This is a genomic window from Saliniramus fredricksonii (genome assembly GCF_900094735.1).
Classification (GTDB): Bacteria; Pseudomonadota; Alphaproteobacteria; order Rhizobiales; family Beijerinckiaceae; genus Saliniramus; species Saliniramus fredricksonii.
The window spans coordinates 1,077,317-1,094,178 of record NZ_FMBM01000002.1 but is presented as its reverse complement, the minus strand read 5'-3'; the positions used below and the strand labels follow the sequence as shown (position 1 = coordinate 1,094,178).

Genomic DNA, 16,862 nt, shown 5'->3' with positions numbered 1-16,862 from the left:
CCAATCCAAAAAAACAATCCAGAATTTTAATGATCTGTTAAGAACCACTCACGCTGCGAGGGCGGGGGCGTCCTTCGCGAACAGCCAGTCACTGCCGGCGCCGCCGTGATTGCTGGACTGGCCGAAGCCGACGAGGATATCCTCGCCGCTTCCGGCATGGTTCACGGAATCATTGAAACCGATGATGATGTCCGGGTCGTCATCGGCGATGAAGCTGCCCTGCGAGCGCAGGATGATACCAAAATCATCCCAGACGAACTGTTCGGGCAGGGTCGCATTCGGATCGGCGGAGACACCGTCTGCGCCGACATATTTCTTGAAGAGCGCCGCCGCCGTGGCATCGTATTCGATCTCGTCGGTCACCGAGGATAACAGCTTGCCGATGCCCACACCCGCAGCCTGGGCTGCGGCATCGTTCGACTGGATGACGGAGACGGCCCCGATGAAGGCGGAAAGCAGGCCGGCGCTGACGCCGAGGGCGAGCTTGGGGAAGGCGAGGGCGATACGGGCGATGGACGCAAGCGCATCCATTCCCGCCGTGAGGACCACCTGACCCGGGTTCTCATGCATGCCGTTGGTCGCATCATCGACGAGGCCGAGCTTGTCTTCGACATAGACGATGATGCCGTCAGCGTTACGGATCAAAAGGTAATCGGTGGCATCGTCGACCACATAGCCGCTGCCCGTGAAATGCTCCGCCCTGTTGCCGACGCGCGACCCGAAAGTCAGCTGCAACCCCGCCAGCATCGCCGTCATCGTGCCTTCAGAATAGAAGACCGAGTCAGAATAGGGAAACTGGATATTGCCGGGAAAATATTGTTCCATTTGCATGGCTTCCCAGACACTACGATCGGCATCACGAATTTCGCTTGCGCTGAGGACGCCGGAATGATCAGGGTCTTCAACTGCCGCCTCAATTGTCAAAATCAAACCACGCAAAATCTCTTCGGAAAAAATATCAAGCGTCGGGGGATAGAGATCAGGATTGCTGTCTTTCGCAATGGAATTTCCAATCAGCGCGGCACCACCGAAGAAACCACTATAGGTCGTGATCTGCATCTGCATGAGAATCTGATCGGCAGCCGCACGATCGACATCTCTGATCAAGTTGTAGTAATAAAGGTAAGCACCAGCTCGGTCTCCGCTATCCAGAATAGCGGTCATGGCAGCCGTGTCGGCCAAAGTAATGATCTGGTTGCTCATGTTCCGGATCCTTCGAGTAAAATGCTATCAGCACTCTGAGGTGAACGTGCAGACAGTTTCGCGGATGAAGCGCATGCGCTGGTTGGCAAATTCACGGCCACCATGCAGGCGGAAGTCGACGAATGACGCTGTTATCGCGATGTTGTGCGTGATGTGTGCTCTGTAATCACAAAGCCAGCGTGGATTTAATGCCTGGGAACAATCGATATCTCCAAAATAATCGGACTCATCGCCAATGAAGCGAATATTGCTTTTTCCTTGTGTGAATGAAAGCAGACCTGTTTCCGCATCGCGCTCGGCACGCTCTGATCCATAGCTCCGGGTCCGATAGTCAACCGGACCGGATCGCCTGACTACAACCTTATTGAATTCGTATCGCATCTCTGCACCAACCATACGAGCACTGGTGCCATGTTCGCGTATGTAATCGCGCGTTGCGATAGTCCATGCCTCGCCATCGGGATAGGCTATTGCCAAAGTGACAGCATGGGTGTCGATCTGATCAGGAATCGGGCCGTCGCGGCTGGAGAAATCGCCGGATGCGATAACGATGTATTGTCGCGGGATGCGCAGTTCACGCACGCCATCACTATAGCGAAAAAGAACTGTAACCGGAGATGGATCGAAGGAAAGGTGCCGATTGTCACCAGCTACAAAGCCAGGCACCGTGTCGGCATTGGCCGGCGCAATCGCGAGAACGGCGAAGGCTACAAGCGCATGAAACAGCAAGCCAGCTGCACCTCTAATTTTCTGATCTCTTTTTACCATCATTCCAATTCACCTGTCCCTCACCCGTCGCAACTGACGAATTTCAAATAGGAAAACCACCACCAAAGAAGCCGCTATAGGTCGTGATCTGCATCTGCATCAGGATCTGATCAGCCGCATCACGGTCGACGTCCCTGATGATATTGTAATAGTAGAGATAAGCACCCGCACGGTCACCACTATCCAGGATCGCAGTCATGGCATCGACATCAGCCATGCCCAAGTTGAACAGTTGAATTGGACGAAGCGGGAACATTTTTCCGTAAGCCATTGATGTTATTGAGGTGGGGTCGGTGGGCGTCAGTTTGTGTGGTGCTAAATAATGTAAGAATAGGCGTTTCATTGCTTGACGAATGGAGGTTTCTGAGATGCTAATTCGGCATGTTCGTGCGCGAGAAGACCATCAATGGCTACACCTACATCTACCTTGTGGAGAATGTCCGCGAGGGTGGCCGCACGAAGCAGCGCATCATCCGCAATCTCGGACGCAAGGAAACGGTTCTCGCCAGCAAGGATCTCGATCGCCTGGCCGCCTCGGTCGGACGGTTCACGGAACGGGCCATGGTCCTGGATGCCATCAACAACGGTGATGTGGCGCGATACGAAGCTCGTCGCATCGGCGGGCCGCTGCTCTTCGGGCGCCTGTGGCAGCAACTCGGCATCGATCAGGTGATCGCTGATCAGCTTGGGGAACGCGGCTTCGAATTCCCGGTGGAGCGGGCCGTGTTCACCGCGACGCTGCACCGTCTGTTCGTCTCCGGCTCGGATCGCGACTGCGCGTCCTGGATGCAGGATTACGACATTCCCGGTGCCGACGATCTGTCGCTGCACCATTTCTATCGGGCCATGGCCTGGCTCGGAGAAGATCTGCCAAAGGACGAGCAGAAGGATGCGACGCCCTTTTCGCCGCGTACCGTCAAGGACGTGATCGAGGAGGCGCTGTTTGCGCGCCGGCGCGACCTGTTTACCGATCTCTCCATCGTCTTCATGGACACGACCTCCCTGTCCTTCCACGGCGAAGGCGGCGAGACGCTGGGGGCACGGGGCTATTCCAAGGACCATCGCCCTGATCTCAACCAGATGATCCTCGCCGTCATCGTCGATGCCGATGGCCGCCCGGTCTGCACCGAGATGATGCCAGGTAACACCGCCGATGTCGCCATCCTGCTGCCGATCGTGCAGCGGCTGCGCAGCCGTTTCGGTATCACCCGAGCCTGCATCGTGGCGGATCGGGGCATGATCTCGCAGGCCACGATCACGGCGCTAGAGGAACAGGGTCTGGAATATGTGTTGGGTGTGCGCGAGCGCACCGACGCACGCATGCGCCGGGTTCTCGACGATCCGCAACCCCTCACGCCGCTCCTCGTCGAGCGCAGCCAGGGCGAGACGCAGCTCTTCGCCAAGGAGGTCGTCGTCGACGGGGTCCGCTACATCGTCTGCCGCAACGAGGCGCAGGCCGAGAAGGACCGCGAGGACCGCCAGGCCATCATCGCTGCCCTCGATACGCAGTTGAAGAAGGGCGACAAGGCCCTCGTCGGCAACTCCGCCTACAGGCGTTATCTCAACACCACGACGCGTGATGCCTTCGAGATCGATGCCGGCAAGATCGCCGAGGAAGCCCGCTATGACGGGATCTTCGTCCTGCGCACCAACGCGAGGATTTCTCCGCTTCAGGCGATGCTGCGCTACCGGGACCTGCTCACCGTCGAGACGCTGTTTCGTGTCGCCAAGGCGACGCTCTCGACACGTCCGATCTTCCATTCATCCGATGCCGCCATCCGCGGCCACGTCTTCTGCTCCTTCCTCGCCCTGATGCTGCACAAGGAGCTGTTCGACCGCTGCACCGAAGCCGGGATCAAACCCGAGTGGCGCCCGCTCCTGCGTGATCTCGACCGCCTGCAGAGCGGCAAAATCGAAAAGGACGGACGCAGCATTGCCATCCGTACCCCGGTAAGCGGTCAGGTCGGGCCGGTATTCCGCGCCGTCGGCGTGGCGCTGCCGCCGAACATCGCCGAAACCGAAGCTGCTTGACCGCACGACCCTCCGACCGTGGTGCTAAAAGCGCGAAGGCGCCCCCTATCCCATTGAAAATTCATAATTATCGGAAATCAGGTGTTTAAGTTGGGCCATGGTGAGTACGACATTTGACATGAATCGATCTCCGGTCAGCAGGATTCAGTGAAGGTACAGAGGGTGCGCTTGATCATCCGCATGCGGGAATTGGCAAACTCGCGCCCGCCAAAAATGCGAAGGTCGACGAAATCGGCATTGAAGACTATTTCATCAGTTAATCTTGCGTAGTACTTACAAAACCAGCCTGGATTCTTAGGATTGTAGCAGACAGACCGGAGGAATTCGTCCTCTTCAGATGCCAGAAAAAACTGCTGTCTTCCACGACTTATTTTGAATTCCTCCAGACCAGAATCTCCGATAGAGCCTTCAAGGTCACGAATCCGGAAATCGTTACGTGCGACATCAAGATCAATAATATTGTGCGTACGCATCAGCTCAACAATGTGCATCCTGTCACGCATCTCATCGGCAGCCCTACCTGCGCTCACGCCGTGTTCGCGCATATAATCGCGTGTCGCAACGGACCACGCCTCGCCATCGGGATAGGTCAGCGCGAGCCTGACGGAATGGGTCTCGATCAGATCCGGGATCGGCCCGTCGCGGCTGGAAAAGCCACCCGTCGCGAAGAAAATATACTTGCGCGGAATCAGCAGGTCGCGCGTGCCGTCGTTATAAACGAAGCGGACGGTGACAGGGGATGGATCGACAGAGTTATGATAATATTCCCATGCTCCGATTCCCGGCACTGCATCGCCCCGGGCCGGCGCGCTGCCGAGCGCCACCATCAGCATCAACGCCGCCACACCCGGCCAGAACGATGGCAATAACCCTTTCAGCCGCACAACCACTACCCCACTCCTCGACGCTTGATGGTATCGTCAATTCGTACCCCATCGATCCGAAAAAACAATCCAGAATTTTAATGATCTGTTAAGAACCACTCACGCTGCGAGGGGTGGCGCCATCTCGTCATTGGCGGCCTCGGCATTCTCCCCCGCCCCGATCACGCTGTCGATCAGCATCTCGCGTCCGACGATGCGGTCGGGGTCGGTGCCGTCCATGCCGTCGCGCCAGCGGGTCTGGCTGTAATCGACGCTGAGCGTGGAGCCGTCGGCGGCGCGGGTGAGGATGCCGTCGCGCTCGGGACTGCCTTGACCGGCCATCACCTTGCCGATGGCGAGCTGGCCGGCATATTGCGTGAAGCTCTGCGCCAGCGCCTGCGCCGCGCGTGCGAGATTGTCGGTCACGCCGGGCGTGTTCAGCGCGGCACCGAGATCGCCGGCATCATCGAACAAGGCCTGGATGCCGCTATCCCCGAAATGATAGGTGCCCCCGTCGATCATCGAATAAGCGAGCGTCGTGCGCAGGATGTCGGCGTATTTTTCTTCGTCCTTATTCGTACCGTCGATGCGCTCCGCTCCGGCAGCCTCGCCGACATCGTCATCGAACAGGGCCGTCACCAGCTCAGCCTTCGCCCCCTGCCAGTCCGCATTGTCCCCGCCCACCTGCTTCTCGCCATAGAGCAGCAAGGTCAGCAATGACTGGCTGTGCAACGCGTTCATGCCGAGCGCGGATTCGTGCGAGATGGAAGTGAGGTCGTAGGCGCTCTCTGTGCGGGCAGGCAGCCAGTTGTCGAGCACTTCGCCTTCGACGAAATAGCCTTGGATCTTGGAGAAATCCGGCGCGGTCGGCGTTTCGGTGCCGTAGACGAGATCGTGCCAGTAATCCACATCGGCCTGCTCGCCGGGCAGAAGCGGACCCGGCATGGTCACATAATCGTAAAGCCCTTGCGCACCGCTGATATACGTCATCGTGTCGAAGGTTCTCGCCGACAGGCCGTGCAGCCCGGACACGAACCCGGCCAGCCCGCCGCCCAGCGAATGCCCCGTCAGGCTGATCGAGGTATTCTCGCCCGCTCCATCCTTGACGGCATTGTAGAATTGCAGCGCGAGTTCTCCCTGGCTCGAAGCCGTCACACCAGCACCGAGAACCCAGCCATTGATGATGTCACCCCAGCTTTGATCATTCCAAAAATATTGATCCGTCCCGCGATAACTGATGATGATCTCGCCGTTATAGGTGTAGGCTCGGGCGTAGAAGGAGGCAGCGATTGAGGCGGGATCTTGGCCAGGTTCGACCCCGCCTGCGCCATCATCCAGAAGTGACAAGAAACTAGCATCGCCCAAACCTCTGGGAGTTGCCGTGAGATCAATGCCCGGATTATATCCCCGATTATAGGCATCCAGTGCCAGAAGCGCTTTGAAGACATCATTGTCGATACTGGGCTGGCTGCTTATCTCAATCACCTCCTTAAGAATAGACGTCCTGGAAGCCCTCGCCCCATCGCGTTTGCTTCTTCTTTCAGTTCGTCCCAATCGCGCGCCATGAATGGCAGTTTTTCTGTGATCTGGCGTGTGACGGGATCAGAAGTCATTTCCAGTGTCATTCGCTGGAATTGGAACTCGGGGCCAAGTTTCTCGCGAAAAGAATCTGGTGGAAGCCATTGCCGCGAGTAGGGATCATCGCCGCTTTCGAAAAGCAAGATCGACGGGATCAATTCTCCGGACAACTCTGCGGAGCCCTCCCAATTTCGCGCTTCCATGAAGAATCGTGGGTCATCCTGCTGCAAGGCAAGTCGCGCCAGTATTCGCATTCTATATGTATTGGCTGATGTCTCGTAACCATGCCGCAGCGTCGCCACCACGACCTGCCCGGTCGACAGTTCCACCACCACGGCCTCGCCGCGAATCCGCGTTTTGCTGGTTGGAAAGACGTTCCGGAACCATGGTGGTGGCGGCGAGAAGCTCACGCCAATCACGCTGGAGCCCGTGCGGATCTCGCCATGATCCTCGATCTCCAGCACCAGCCGGTAGTGGTGCGTGTAGCGCACGACCGAATGATAAAGCGTATCCGCACCAATCAGAATGAACGGCATCGTGATCAATATCGCAACGAGCGCGGCGATCGTAAGCAACCCATAGCGGAAAAAGCGCCAGAACCCGCTCATCGCGCCGCCCCGTCATTCCCACGCTCCGCAACCAAAACCATCCCGCCGATTCTCCCCACGCACTGCCCGCCCGGAGCAAGCACCGAACCTTAACCCGCCGACCCGAAAAGACAATCCAAAGTATCAATGCTCTGCTAGCAACTACTCACGCGGCCATTGCCGGTGCGGTGTCACCCGATCCCAACAGCGTGGGCGCATCCTTGTCCGCGCCGGGATGCCCCCAATACCTTGTGTCATCAACATAGCTGGAGCCATCGGCAGTTTCGATGCTGCGCACGTCGAGGCCGGCATGGTTGAGGACGGAGAGGATGGTGGCGTTGGAATTGGATGTGTGGATTCCGCCGCCCATGGTGGGCAATTCGTAGCGGTATTCTCCGCTCAGCGCATTTGCAAAATCCGTCATCCCCGCCCATGCGGCATGAGCATCCGTATAGACGCCAGACCCAAGCAGAAGGGCGGTAATGTCGAGGCTGTTGCGGTCTTCGGGGGTGAGATCAGAATGGTCGCCGTTGGGAAGACCATAAGCGTCACCGCTATCGCGGAGAAAACCAGTTTGAGTGCCGAGGTCAGAGTAGTTTCCCATGTCGCCTGCCGGCCCACCCCGAATGACAGAATCGGTTTGGTTGACGACCGCGATAAATTCACCATTATCGAATGTGACATCACGAAAAACCAGATAGAGATGTCCAGCACCAGAACCAGTAACGGGCTTGGATTCGAGAAAGATGCGGCGTTCAGTGATCATCAGTCATTCCGATCATTTTGAGTGTCAGCGAGCCATTGCTCATAATCCATGAGCCATTCAGGGCCAGGCACGGCAGGACATGTCTTGTGATATTGCGCGCTTGGCGGATATGAGCTAAGAGGGCGCAAAGATCTTTTGAATATTGTGAATGGGTAATTTATCGTGACGGTGAAGGTATTGTTTTCTTTCTTACGCCATGCCGCAAGTTGTTCTTTATCTGCAATGAATGAAACACCTATTCTTGCATCCCGCAATATTGGTGCAAAGCCACCAATCCGATGAACATCCAGAAAATAGACGAAACCAACACTGCCAAACTCAGTCCAGTTTGATCTGCGCCTTGCACTCTCGAATGCATCCTCGGAATCCGGAACCGTGGCACGGTAATATGCCCCGAGCGCCCGCATCACGGCATGCGTGGCGGCGATGCGTTCGTAGATCGAGTCCATCCCGTCCATGATATCGTCGAGGCGGCCTTGCAAGTTCTCGTTCATGTCGCGGCCATCGCCCCGCAGACGCGACCAGCGTCCGCTGGCCTGATGCTGCCGCGCCAGCGCCAGCAATTCGCGATAGCGTTCGTTCGAAACCGGGCCGAAGCTGCAATCATCCTGCTCGGGATAGGTGTTGAAATGCGGGGAAATGTAGAGCCAGGCCAGCCAGATGCTGATACCGCCAGCCAGAAGCAGCCAGGTGACCCGCCAGTGCGTCATCGCCGCAGGGCCCTCACTCCCACTCGATCGTCCCCGGCGGCTTCGAGGTGATATCGTAGACGACGCGGTTGATGCCGTTGACCTCGTTGATGATGCGGGTGGCGACGCGACCGATGAACTTCATGTCGAACGGGTAGAAATCCGCCGTCATGCCATCCACCGAGGTGACGGCGCGCAGGGCGCAGACATAATCGTAAGTGCGGGCATCCCCCATCACGCCGACGGTGCGCACGGGAAGGAGCACGGCGAAGGCCTGCCAGATCTCGTCATAGAGGCCGGCGCGGCGGATTTCCTCGAGATAGATCAGATCGGCCTTGCGCAGGATACCGAGCTTCTCAGCCGTGATATCGCCGGGACAGCGAATGGCCAGGCCGGGGCCGGGGAAGGGATGGCGACCGACGAACTTGTCGGGCAGGCCGAGCTCGCGGCCGAGATCGCGCACCTCGTCCTTGAACAATTCGCGCAGCGGCTCGACGAGCTTCATGTTCATGCGCTCGGGCAAACCGCCGACATTGTGGTGGCTCTTGATCGTGACCGAGGGGCCGCCGGTGAAGGAGACGCTCTCGATCACGTCCGGATAGAGCGTGCCCTGGGCGAGGAAGCTCGCGCCGCCGATTTTCTTCGCTTCCGCCTCGAACACATCGATGAACAGCCGCCCGATGATCTTGCGCTTCTGCTCGGGATCGCTGATGCCGGAAAGCTCCTCCAGGAAGGTTTCCTGAGCCTGCACATGCACCAGCGGGATGTTGTAGGCGTCGCGGAACAGCGTCACGACCTGCTCGGCCTCGCCGGCGCGCAGCAGCCCGTGATCGACGAAGACGCAGGTGAGCTGATCGCCGATCGCCTCGTGCAGGAGCACGGCCGCGACGGATGAATCGACGCCGCCGGAGAGGCCGCAGATCACCTTCTCCGAGCCGACCTGCGCACGGATGCGCTCGATCGCTTCGGCGCGAAACGCCTTCATCGTCCAGTCACCGGTACAGCCGGCGATGCGACGTACGAAATTGCGCAGGAGGGCGGCGCCGTGCGGCGTATGCACCACTTCCGGATGGAACTGCACCCCGTAATAGCGCCGGTTTTCGTCCGCGACGGCCGCGAAAGGCGCGTTCTCGGAGGTGCCGATGATCTCGAAGCCTTCCGGCAGCCGGGTCACCCGGTCGCCATGGCTCATCCAGACGGGATAGCGCTGGCCAATTTCCCAGACGCCCTCGAAGAGTGGTGAGGCTGAGATCGCCTCGACCTCGGCGCGCCCGAATTCGCGGTGATGCCCGCCCTCGACAGCCCCGTCGAGCTGGGCCGCCATGGTCTGCTGGCCGTAGCAGATGCCCAGCACCGGCACGCCGGAATCAAAAATCTCCCGGGGTGCGCGCGGTGAGCCCTCATCCGTGACCGAGGCGGGGCCGCCGGAGAGAATCACGGCTTTTGGATTCATGGATCGGAACGCTTCTGCCGCCGACTGGAACGGCGCAATCTCGGAATAGACCCCCTCCTCGCGCACGCGGCGCGCGATCAGCTGGGTGACCTGGGAGCCGAAATCGACGATGAGAATCCTGTCGTGATGTGCCATGCCTGCATCCGTCCCTCGCGCGCGTGAGCGTAAGCGGATGCGTTACGCCGTTTGCTCCGCGCGCGCAACACACGGGCTTCCCCATAGACGGGGAAAACGACCCGGGTTGCGGCGCCTTACCCATCGTGAAGCGGGAGTTTCGCCGCATGGCCGGGCTGCCCAGAGCCGCGCGGCTGCGTTAGGATCGCCCTGACGAAGCATCAACAAGGCGCCACCCTGAACATCCGGTTTGCGCCATCGGAGGAAACGCGATGATACGATCCCCCCTGCCCCGCTCACGCTTCTCGGTGAATTTCGGCACGCTCTTTACCGAAATCCCCCTGCCCGCGCGTCTCGCGGCGGCGAAGGCCTGCGGCTTCGAGGTGGTGGAGTTCCAGTTTCCCTATGATCATCCGATCAAGGAACTGAAAGCCGCGCTCGACGCCACGGGCATGCGGCTCAACAATCTCAACACCCCGCGCGGGGATACCTCCCGCGACGAATGGGGCCATGCCGGGCTCCCGGGGCGCGAGGCGGATTTCCGGCGCTATTTCGCCCAGGCCGTCGATTACGCGACGGCGCTCGGCGCGCCGCTGATCCATGTGATGAGCGGCGGCGTTGTTCCCGGCCAGCACGAGGCGGGGCTGACCACCTATATCGCCAATATCCGCGAGGCGGCGCGCTCCGTCGCCGACAGGGGCCTCACCCTGCTGCTCGAACCGCTGAACCGCTACGACCGCCCCGGCAACCTCGTCTCGCGCTCCGACGACATCGTCGCGCTGATCGACGAGATCGGCGAGCCAAACGTCAAGCTGATGTTCGATTTCTACCACATTCAGGTGATGGAGGGCGATCTCCTGCGCCGCTACGAGCGCCACATGCCCCATATCGGCCACGTCCAGATCGCCAACGCCCCCCTGCGCCTGGCCCCCGACAAGGGCGAGATCAACTACCCCGCCATCTTCGAAGCCATCGCCGCCTCCCCCTATCAGGGCCCTGTCGGGCTCGAATACAAGCCGTCTGGCCGCACCGAGGACGATTTCGCCTGGATGGCGGAATACGGGATCGTTTGAGGGGGCTGAAGTGCTTGCGCGATCCCCCCCCCCCTCTGCGAGCAAAGCCAATCCTTGGCTCAACTGCCGCTACCCATCGGCGCGCAACACCATATATCAGTGTTGGGGCTACACATATCGAGGAGACGGCCCATGATCGGACGACACGCTGCTCACGGCTCGCTGGTTCGTAATCGCATCCTCGCAAGCGCCGCTCCCCTGTTCGCCATGCTCCTCGCCATCCTTGCGGGTACGGTCCTGCTCGCCCCGGTTAACGCCGAGGCACAGCCGCACCATAGCGTCAGTGCGATTACGGTCGATGTTGCGCCGCTGCGGGCGCGCGGCGTCGGCGTCTTCGCCGACCTGCTGCATGATTCGCTGCGCGCGGAACTGCGCTCGCACTACACCATCGCCGCGGATGCACCGCGTCTGCACGTCACCCTGAACAGCTTCTTCCTGAATGCGAACACGTCGATTGACCATGACGACAGTTTCGGCGGGGGCTTTGCGCAACCACCGCTCGACAATCTCGGCGGTGAAGCGCAGCTGATCGCGCCGGACGGGCGCGTGATCGACAGCTATAGCCTGCTTGCGAACAATCCGGCGACAACGGGCTCCCATCGCCCGCCGCCGGAGCGGGAGCAGATCCGCGCCATGGCATTGACCGAGGTATTCGCCGGATGGGTGGTGCGCCGTTTCTGAGGCGCGCCTCAGCCTTCCAGATCAAGTGGCACGAGCGGCTCGTCCTTGACCTTGTCAAGGCTGAGCGCCGTGCGCACGTTGCGCACATTGGGCAGGCTCGTCAGATCGCCGACGAAATTCTGAAAGGCCGTCATGTTCGTGGCGACGCATTTGAGGATGAAATCCACCTCGCCGGAGAGCGTCCAGCATTCGCGCACCGTCGGCCAGTCGGCGATGCGTTCCTGAAACGCCGCGAGATCCGCCTGTGTCTGGCTGGCCAACTGGACCATGGCGAAGCAGATCACCTCGTAGCCGAGCAATTGCGGATCGAGCAGCGTGCGGTAGCCCTTGATGATTCCCGCCTCCTCCAGGGCGCGCACACGCCGCAGGCATGGCGGGGCCGACAGGCCGACGCGCCTCGCCAATTCAACATTGGTAATGCTGCCGTCTTTCTGCAATTCGGCCAGAATCTTGAGATCGATCGCGTCGAGGCGGTCGCGCATGGAAACTCCGTCGTCTATAACGCCCTCCGCGAGGGCGCGTCTACATTATCGCGTTAGCGCATGCACACAAGCCGCGCAACGAAATTGCGCGTGGGAGTTTTCGACGTGCGCCTTCCGACGGTCTGGGCCTTGACGACAGGGGAAGCCGGCATGCGCAGCCAGGTGCTCGGCCTGTGCGACCGGTTGGGCTTCGCCTTCACGGAAAAACGCATCGGATTGCGTGCGCCCTGGCGCTGGCTGCCGGGGCATCTTTGCCCCAGCCCCCTGCGCGGACTCGCCGCAGAGGGTGATGTTATCGCGCCGCCCTGGCCGGATCTGCTGATCTCCTGCGGACGGCGCTCCACAGCCGTCGCCATCGCCATCCGGCACGCCTCGGGCGGTCGCACCCTGACGGTGCATCTGCAGAACCCACGCACGCCTTCGGATCGATTCGATCTTGTGATCGCCCACCCGCATGACGGCATCGAGGGCTCCAACATTCTCCTCACCGAGACGACGATCCACCGCGTCACGCCGGAAAAACTCGAAGCCGCAGCCGTGCGCTTCGGCCCGCATTATGCCGATCTCGCGCGCCCGCGCCTCGCTGTCCTGCTGGGTGGGCGCACGCGTCGTGGCGGCTTCTCGCCCGGAGATATCACCCGCTTCCTCGCCATTCTCGCTGCCTTTCGCGCGCAGGGTCACACCATCATGATCACCCCCTCCCGGCGTACCGAGCCTGCCCTGCGCGAAGCGCTGGCCGTGCGTTTTGCCGATGATCCGCAGATCACGCTCTGGGACGGGACCGGCGACAACCCCTATTTCGGCATGCTCGCCCTGGCTGACCGCATCCTGGTAACCGCCGATTCGACCTCGATGGTGTCGGAAGCCTTGTCAACGGGCAAGCGGGTGGATCTGTTCAGCTTCAGCGGGATGGGGCCGCGCCACCACCTCTTTGCACGGCGCCTCGCCGCGCTGGGACATGTTCACGATCTCGACACCGACGCGGATGTTGCGCAGACACGACCCGCAACCGCGCCCCCACCCGATGCCGGGGCGATCGCGGCAAAGCGGATCAGCGCATTGCTGCGCCAGCGTCTCGGGGATGCGGCGTGACGCCTGTGCGCAAGCGCGTGATCCGGTTGCGGCCTGATTGACAGCACGCGCCCGGCTATCCAAAACAAGGCGCAAAGGGAGAGCTGCCATGGCGCATCACCACGCGAAAGTCATCATCATCGGTTCCGGCCCGGCCGGCTATTCCGCCGCGATCTACGCCGCGCGCGCGATGCTTGAGCCGATCCTGATCTCAGGCATCCAGCCCGGCGGCCAGCTCACCATCACCACCGATGTCGAGAATTATCCCGGCTTTGCCGACGTCATCCAGGGGCCCTGGCTGATGGAGCAGATGCGCGCCCAGGCCGAGCATGTCGGCACGCGCTTCGTCTCCGACCATATCAGCGCCGTCGATCTCTCGCAGCGCCCCTTCCGGCTCACCGGCGATGGCGGCGAAACCTATACCTGCGATTCGCTGATCATCGCCACCGGTGCGCAGGCCAAGTGGCTGGGTCTCGAATCCGAACAGAAATTCTCGGGTATGGGCGTCTCGGCCTGCGCCACCTGTGACGGTTTCTTCTTCCGGAACAAGCATGTCGCCGTGGTCGGCGGCGGCAATACGGCGGTGGAGGAAGCGCTTTATCTGGCGAATCTGGCCGAGAAGGTCACCCTCATCCATCGCCGCGACAGCCTGCGCGCCGAGCGCATCCTGCAAGAACGCCTGATGCGCAATCCCAGGATCGAGATCCGCTGGAACGCGGCAGTCGACGAGATCTGCGGCGGCGGCATGCCCCCGGGGGTCACGCATCTGAACCTGAAGGATACCGTCACCGGCGAGATTTCGGAGCTGCCGATCGACGGTGTCTTCATCGCCATCGGCCACAAGCCGGCGACCGAGCTGTTCGAAGGTCAACTGCCGATGAAGGCGGGCAACTATCTCGTCACCCATCCGGGCAAGACCGCCACCGACGTGCCCGGCGTCTTCGCAGCCGGCGACGTGACCGACGACATCTACCGCCAGGCCGTGACGGCTGCGGGCATGGGCTGCATGGCTGCACTCGAAGCCGAGAAATTCCTCGCCGAGCACTCCGATGATCCGCAGGAGCGGCTGGAAGAATTGCAGCACAAGCAACCGGTCGGCGCCTGGAACTGAGCGCCGGTGTCACGGGCAGCGGCACGCATTCAGCGCCCGCTGACCACCTCGAAACCACCGGCGCGGCTCGCGCGCACGGGGCGCACCATTGTCCCGCTCTGGCGCGGCGGGGTGAAGGATGTGCGCGGGCGTGAGGCGCTCTCGAACATGCGGTTGATCCCGCCGATCACCTCGAAGGAGCGTCGCGATATGCTCCCGTTACGGGTCCGGTCGGACATTCCGGACTCGGGCGCCTGCGCAACCAGCGGCGTTTCATCCGTATCGAGGCCCGGGATGGGCACGATCTCGACATCCTGGTGCGCGAAGCTCATGATTTCGCGCCAGGCCATGGCGGGCAGCGAACCGCCGGTCATGCGCCGGGTCGATTCGTAATTGTCGTTGCCAAACCAGATCGCGGACACATAGTTCCCTGTATAGCCGCCATACCAGGCATCGCGATAGGCATTGGTCGTCCCGGTCTTGCCAGCGGAGACGACCCCGTCGAGCGCTGCACGACGCCCGGTTCCCGCAGTCGGCACGGTGGCGAGCATCCGGTTCATGTCGGAGACGACAGACGTCGCGAGCACCCTCTCCGGCTCGTGGTCGCGACGGCGCGAATAGAGCGGCTCGCCGAAGCCATTCCACACTTCGAGGGCGACATAGGGGTCCACCCGGTTGCCACCATTGGCGAAAACCGCGTATCCCGCCGTCATGTCCATCACGGTCATTTCAGAGGCGCCGATGGGCAGCGATGTCGTGTCCTGCATCGGTGTGCGCACGCCCATGCGCCGGGTCATCTCGATGATCTTCGCCCTGCCCTCCCGGGCATTGCCATTGCCGAGTTCCAGCGAGAAGCGCACGGGAATGGTGTTGATCGAACGCGCCAGGGCGGTCGTCATGGGCATGGCGCCGGCAAATGAGCGGTTATAATTGTTGGGGCACCAATTGCCGATGCAGATCGGCGCGTCGCGCACGATACTGTCTGGACGGTAAGGCAGATGCGACAGAACCGTCGCGTAGACGAAGGGCTTGAAGGCGGATCCAGGCTGGCGCAGGGCCGAGGTCGCCCGGTTGAACTGGCTCGCGCCGTAGTCACGACCGCCAACGATGGCGCGAACGGCGCCGTCCGGATCCATCACCACGGCGGCCGCATCGCGCACCCCATAGGCCTCACCGTGCTGGCGCAGGATGTTCTCCACGGCCTGATCGGCATGCGACTGCAATTCGAGATCCAGCGGCGTCTTGACGATGAGCACGCGTTCATTACCGAAATGACCTTCCCGGGCCATTTCCCGGACCTGCTCGAACGCCCAGTCGAAATAGAAATCCGCCGGCGTGTCCCGACCCCGGTCGATCGCCGTTGCCGGGTTCTGACGCGCCACCTGTACCTGACCCTCGCTCATGAAGCCCGCATTCACCAGATTCGTCAGAACTTCATTCGCCCGTGCGCGCGCCGCCGGCAGGTTGATATGGGGCGAGAAACGCGACGGTGCCTTGAACAGGCCCGCGAGCATCGCCGATTCGGCAAGCGTGAGATCCTTGACCGATTTTCCGAAATAGAAGTCAGCCGCCGCCGCGACGCCGAAATTGCCGCCGCCCATATAGGCGCGGTCGAGATAGAGCTTGAGGATTTCCTCCTTGTCGAGTTGCACTTCCAGCCACAGCGCCAGAAACGCCTCACGTATCTTGCGATCCATCGAGCGTTCGTTGTTCAAAAACAGGTTCTTGGCCAATTGCTGCGTGATCGTGGAGCCGCCCTGCACCACCGCATCAGCGCGCGTATTGACGACGAGGGCCCGGGTCGTCCCGATCGGATCGATGCCCCAATGCGAAAAGAAACGCCGATCTTCCGTGGCCAGTGCCGCCATGATCAGCTCGTCCGGGAAATCCTCGAGGCGCACCGAATCGTCGTGACGGATGCCGCGACGCCCCACTTCCTCGCCCTGGCGATCAAGGAAAGTGACCGCGAAATCCTGCGTGCGCCGCCAGTCCACATGCGTCTCGTAGAAAGCCGGAATCGCGAGCATGACCAGCACGGCACCGGCGGCCACACTCAGGGTTGCCGCCTCGCTGGTGAGATCGAGCAGGGCGCGGCGAATGCCGCGAAACCGGAAGACGCGCATGACGCGGTTGTAAGCACGCCAGAAGCGCTTGAAATCACCCTGCCCCTCGAACGCGGACGCACTCAGCCAGGCGTCGAAATCCGCCGCCCAACGCTTGATCCGAGTCCAGAGGCTTGTTTCCGGGGCCAGACGCAACGAACCCATCCTTGACACCTATGCGCAGGTCCGACCGCGCATAATCACCGAAAGCGAATTATTAAAGGAATATTAACGCGCGGCTAGCCCACTGACACGACAAACCCCGCAATTCACGCAATTTTCTCGAAAACCCGCACATGGCCGGATGCAAC

16 protein-coding genes are annotated in these 16,862 nt (G+C 60.9%); 5 read left to right on the top strand and 11 right to left on the bottom strand.

From position 1 onward, the window contains the following. Window positions 1–48: 48 nt before the first annotated feature. From GA0071312_RS11635 to GA0071312_RS19685, 3 genes are read right to left on the bottom strand one after another with little or no spacing between them, the layout of a single operon-like run. Complete coding sequence (locus GA0071312_RS11635) at window positions 49–1,203, bottom strand: hypothetical protein (RefSeq protein WP_131817789.1); 1,155 nt, start codon at window positions 1,201–1,203, stop codon at window positions 49–51. Between the two features lie 27 nt (window positions 1,204–1,230). After that, on the bottom strand, window positions 1,231–1,974 hold the full coding sequence (locus GA0071312_RS19690) for a hypothetical protein (protein WP_131817788.1): 744 nt from the start codon (window positions 1,972–1,974) through the stop codon (window positions 1,231–1,233). Between the two features lie 40 nt (window positions 1,975–2,014). After that, the gene (locus tag GA0071312_RS19685; protein WP_131817787.1) at window positions 2,015–2,242 is read right to left on the bottom strand and encodes a hypothetical protein; all 228 of its coding nucleotides are present in this window, start codon (window positions 2,240–2,242) and stop codon (window positions 2,015–2,017) included. 110 nt (window positions 2,243–2,352) lie between these two features. On the opposite strand from GA0071312_RS19685, the gene GA0071312_RS11630 reads away from it, so the two are divergent. Further along, a complete protein-coding gene (locus tag GA0071312_RS11630) occupies window positions 2,353–4,002 on the top strand; it encodes an IS1634 family transposase (RefSeq protein ID WP_074443290.1) in 1,650 nt (549 codons plus the stop codon). Window positions 4,003–4,136: 134 nt separating this feature from the next. Here GA0071312_RS11630 and GA0071312_RS11625 read toward each other — a convergent pair whose 3' ends face one another. The 6 genes from GA0071312_RS11625 to guaA form a co-directional block, all read right to left on the bottom strand. Further along, a complete protein-coding gene (locus tag GA0071312_RS11625) occupies window positions 4,137–4,892 on the bottom strand; it encodes a hypothetical protein (RefSeq protein WP_131817786.1) in 756 nt (251 codons plus the stop codon). Window positions 4,893–4,985: 93 nt separating this feature from the next. Beyond that, window positions 4,986–6,350, bottom strand: coding sequence for a Tle-like phospholipase domain-containing protein (locus GA0071312_RS11620; RefSeq protein WP_476707473.1), 1,365 nt, complete (start codon window positions 6,348–6,350; stop codon window positions 4,986–4,988). After that, complete coding sequence (locus GA0071312_RS11615) at window positions 6,347–7,051, bottom strand: hypothetical protein (protein ID WP_074445104.1); 705 nt, start codon at window positions 7,049–7,051, stop codon at window positions 6,347–6,349. The genes GA0071312_RS11620 and GA0071312_RS11615 overlap by 4 nt, the downstream gene beginning before the upstream one ends. A 145-nt stretch (window positions 7,052–7,196) precedes the next feature. Next, on the bottom strand, window positions 7,197–7,796 hold the full coding sequence (locus GA0071312_RS11610; protein WP_074445103.1) for a hypothetical protein: 600 nt from the start codon (window positions 7,794–7,796) through the stop codon (window positions 7,197–7,199). After that, window positions 7,796–8,506: a hypothetical protein gene (locus GA0071312_RS11605; protein WP_074445102.1), complete on the bottom strand. Its 711-nt coding sequence runs from the start codon at window positions 8,504–8,506 to the stop codon at window positions 7,796–7,798. Before GA0071312_RS11605 ends, GA0071312_RS11610 begins: the two co-directional genes overlap by 1 nt. Window positions 8,507–8,519: 13 nt before the next feature. Beyond that, window positions 8,520–10,073, bottom strand: coding sequence for a glutamine-hydrolyzing GMP synthase (gene guaA, locus GA0071312_RS11600; RefSeq protein WP_074445101.1), 1,554 nt, complete (start codon window positions 10,071–10,073; stop codon window positions 8,520–8,522). Between the two features lie 251 nt (window positions 10,074–10,324). Here guaA and GA0071312_RS11595 point away from each other — a divergent pair, with 251 nt between their 5' ends. Then, the gene (locus GA0071312_RS11595) at window positions 10,325–11,125 is read left to right on the top strand and encodes a hydroxypyruvate isomerase family protein (protein WP_074445100.1); all 801 of its coding nucleotides are present in this window, start codon (window positions 10,325–10,327) and stop codon (window positions 11,123–11,125) included. A 132-nt stretch (window positions 11,126–11,257) separates the two neighbouring features. After that, window positions 11,258–11,806, top strand: coding sequence for a hypothetical protein (locus GA0071312_RS11590; RefSeq protein WP_131817785.1), 549 nt, complete (start codon window positions 11,258–11,260; stop codon window positions 11,804–11,806). A gap of 8 nt (window positions 11,807–11,814) precedes the next feature. Here GA0071312_RS11590 and GA0071312_RS11585 read toward each other — a convergent pair whose 3' ends face one another. Continuing rightward, window positions 11,815–12,288, bottom strand: a complete 474-nt coding sequence (locus GA0071312_RS11585; RefSeq protein ID WP_074445098.1) for an Lrp/AsnC family transcriptional regulator — start codon at window positions 12,286–12,288, stop codon at window positions 11,815–11,817. Window positions 12,289–12,393: 105 nt separating this feature from the next. Between GA0071312_RS11585 and GA0071312_RS11580 the strand changes: the two genes are divergently transcribed. Continuing rightward, window positions 12,394–13,380, top strand: coding sequence for a mitochondrial fission ELM1 family protein (locus tag GA0071312_RS11580; protein WP_165604022.1), 987 nt, complete (start codon window positions 12,394–12,396; stop codon window positions 13,378–13,380). Between the two features lie 88 nt (window positions 13,381–13,468). After that, window positions 13,469–14,470: a thioredoxin-disulfide reductase gene (trxB, locus tag GA0071312_RS11575; RefSeq protein ID WP_074445096.1), complete on the top strand. Its 1,002-nt coding sequence runs from the start codon at window positions 13,469–13,471 to the stop codon at window positions 14,468–14,470. Between the two features lie 29 nt (window positions 14,471–14,499). On the opposite strand, the gene GA0071312_RS11570 is transcribed toward trxB, so the two are convergent. Further along, on the bottom strand, window positions 14,500–16,707 hold the full coding sequence (locus GA0071312_RS11570) for a transglycosylase domain-containing protein (RefSeq protein WP_420819963.1): 2,208 nt from the start codon (window positions 16,705–16,707) through the stop codon (window positions 14,500–14,502). Between the last annotated feature and the right edge of the window lie 155 nt (window positions 16,708–16,862).

Bases quoted from the DNA above. Each gene is read 5' to 3' on its own strand.
- GA0071312_RS11630 (WP_074443290.1), top strand. From the start codon at position 2,353: ATGTTCGTGCGCGAGAAGACCATCAATGGCTACACCTACATCTACCTT.
- GA0071312_RS11610 (WP_074445103.1), bottom strand. From the start codon at position 7,796: ATGATCACTGAACGCCGCATCTTTCTCGAATCCAAGCCCGTTACTGGT.
- GA0071312_RS11615 (WP_074445104.1), bottom strand. From the start codon at position 7,051: ATGAGCGGGTTCTGGCGCTTTTTCCGCTATGGGTTGCTTACGATCGCC.
- trxB (WP_074445096.1), top strand. From the start codon at position 13,469: ATGGCGCATCACCACGCGAAAGTCATCATCATCGGTTCCGGCCCGGCC.
- GA0071312_RS11635 (WP_131817789.1), bottom strand. From the start codon at position 1,203: ATGAGCAACCAGATCATTACTTTGGCCGACACGGCTGCCATGACCGCT.
- GA0071312_RS19685 (WP_131817787.1), bottom strand. From the start codon at position 2,242: ATGGCTTACGGAAAAATGTTCCCGCTTCGTCCAATTCAACTGTTCAAC.
- guaA (WP_074445101.1), bottom strand. From the start codon at position 10,073: ATGGCACATCACGACAGGATTCTCATCGTCGATTTCGGCTCCCAGGTC.
- GA0071312_RS19690 (WP_131817788.1), bottom strand. From the start codon at position 1,974: ATGATGGTAAAAAGAGATCAGAAAATTAGAGGTGCAGCTGGCTTGCTG.
- GA0071312_RS11585 (WP_074445098.1), bottom strand. From the start codon at position 12,288: ATGCGCGACCGCCTCGACGCGATCGATCTCAAGATTCTGGCCGAATTG.
- GA0071312_RS11605 (WP_074445102.1), bottom strand. From the start codon at position 8,506: ATGACGCACTGGCGGGTCACCTGGCTGCTTCTGGCTGGCGGTATCAGC.
- GA0071312_RS11595 (WP_074445100.1), top strand. From the start codon at position 10,325: ATGATACGATCCCCCCTGCCCCGCTCACGCTTCTCGGTGAATTTCGGC.
- GA0071312_RS11590 (WP_131817785.1), top strand. From the start codon at position 11,258: ATGATCGGACGACACGCTGCTCACGGCTCGCTGGTTCGTAATCGCATC.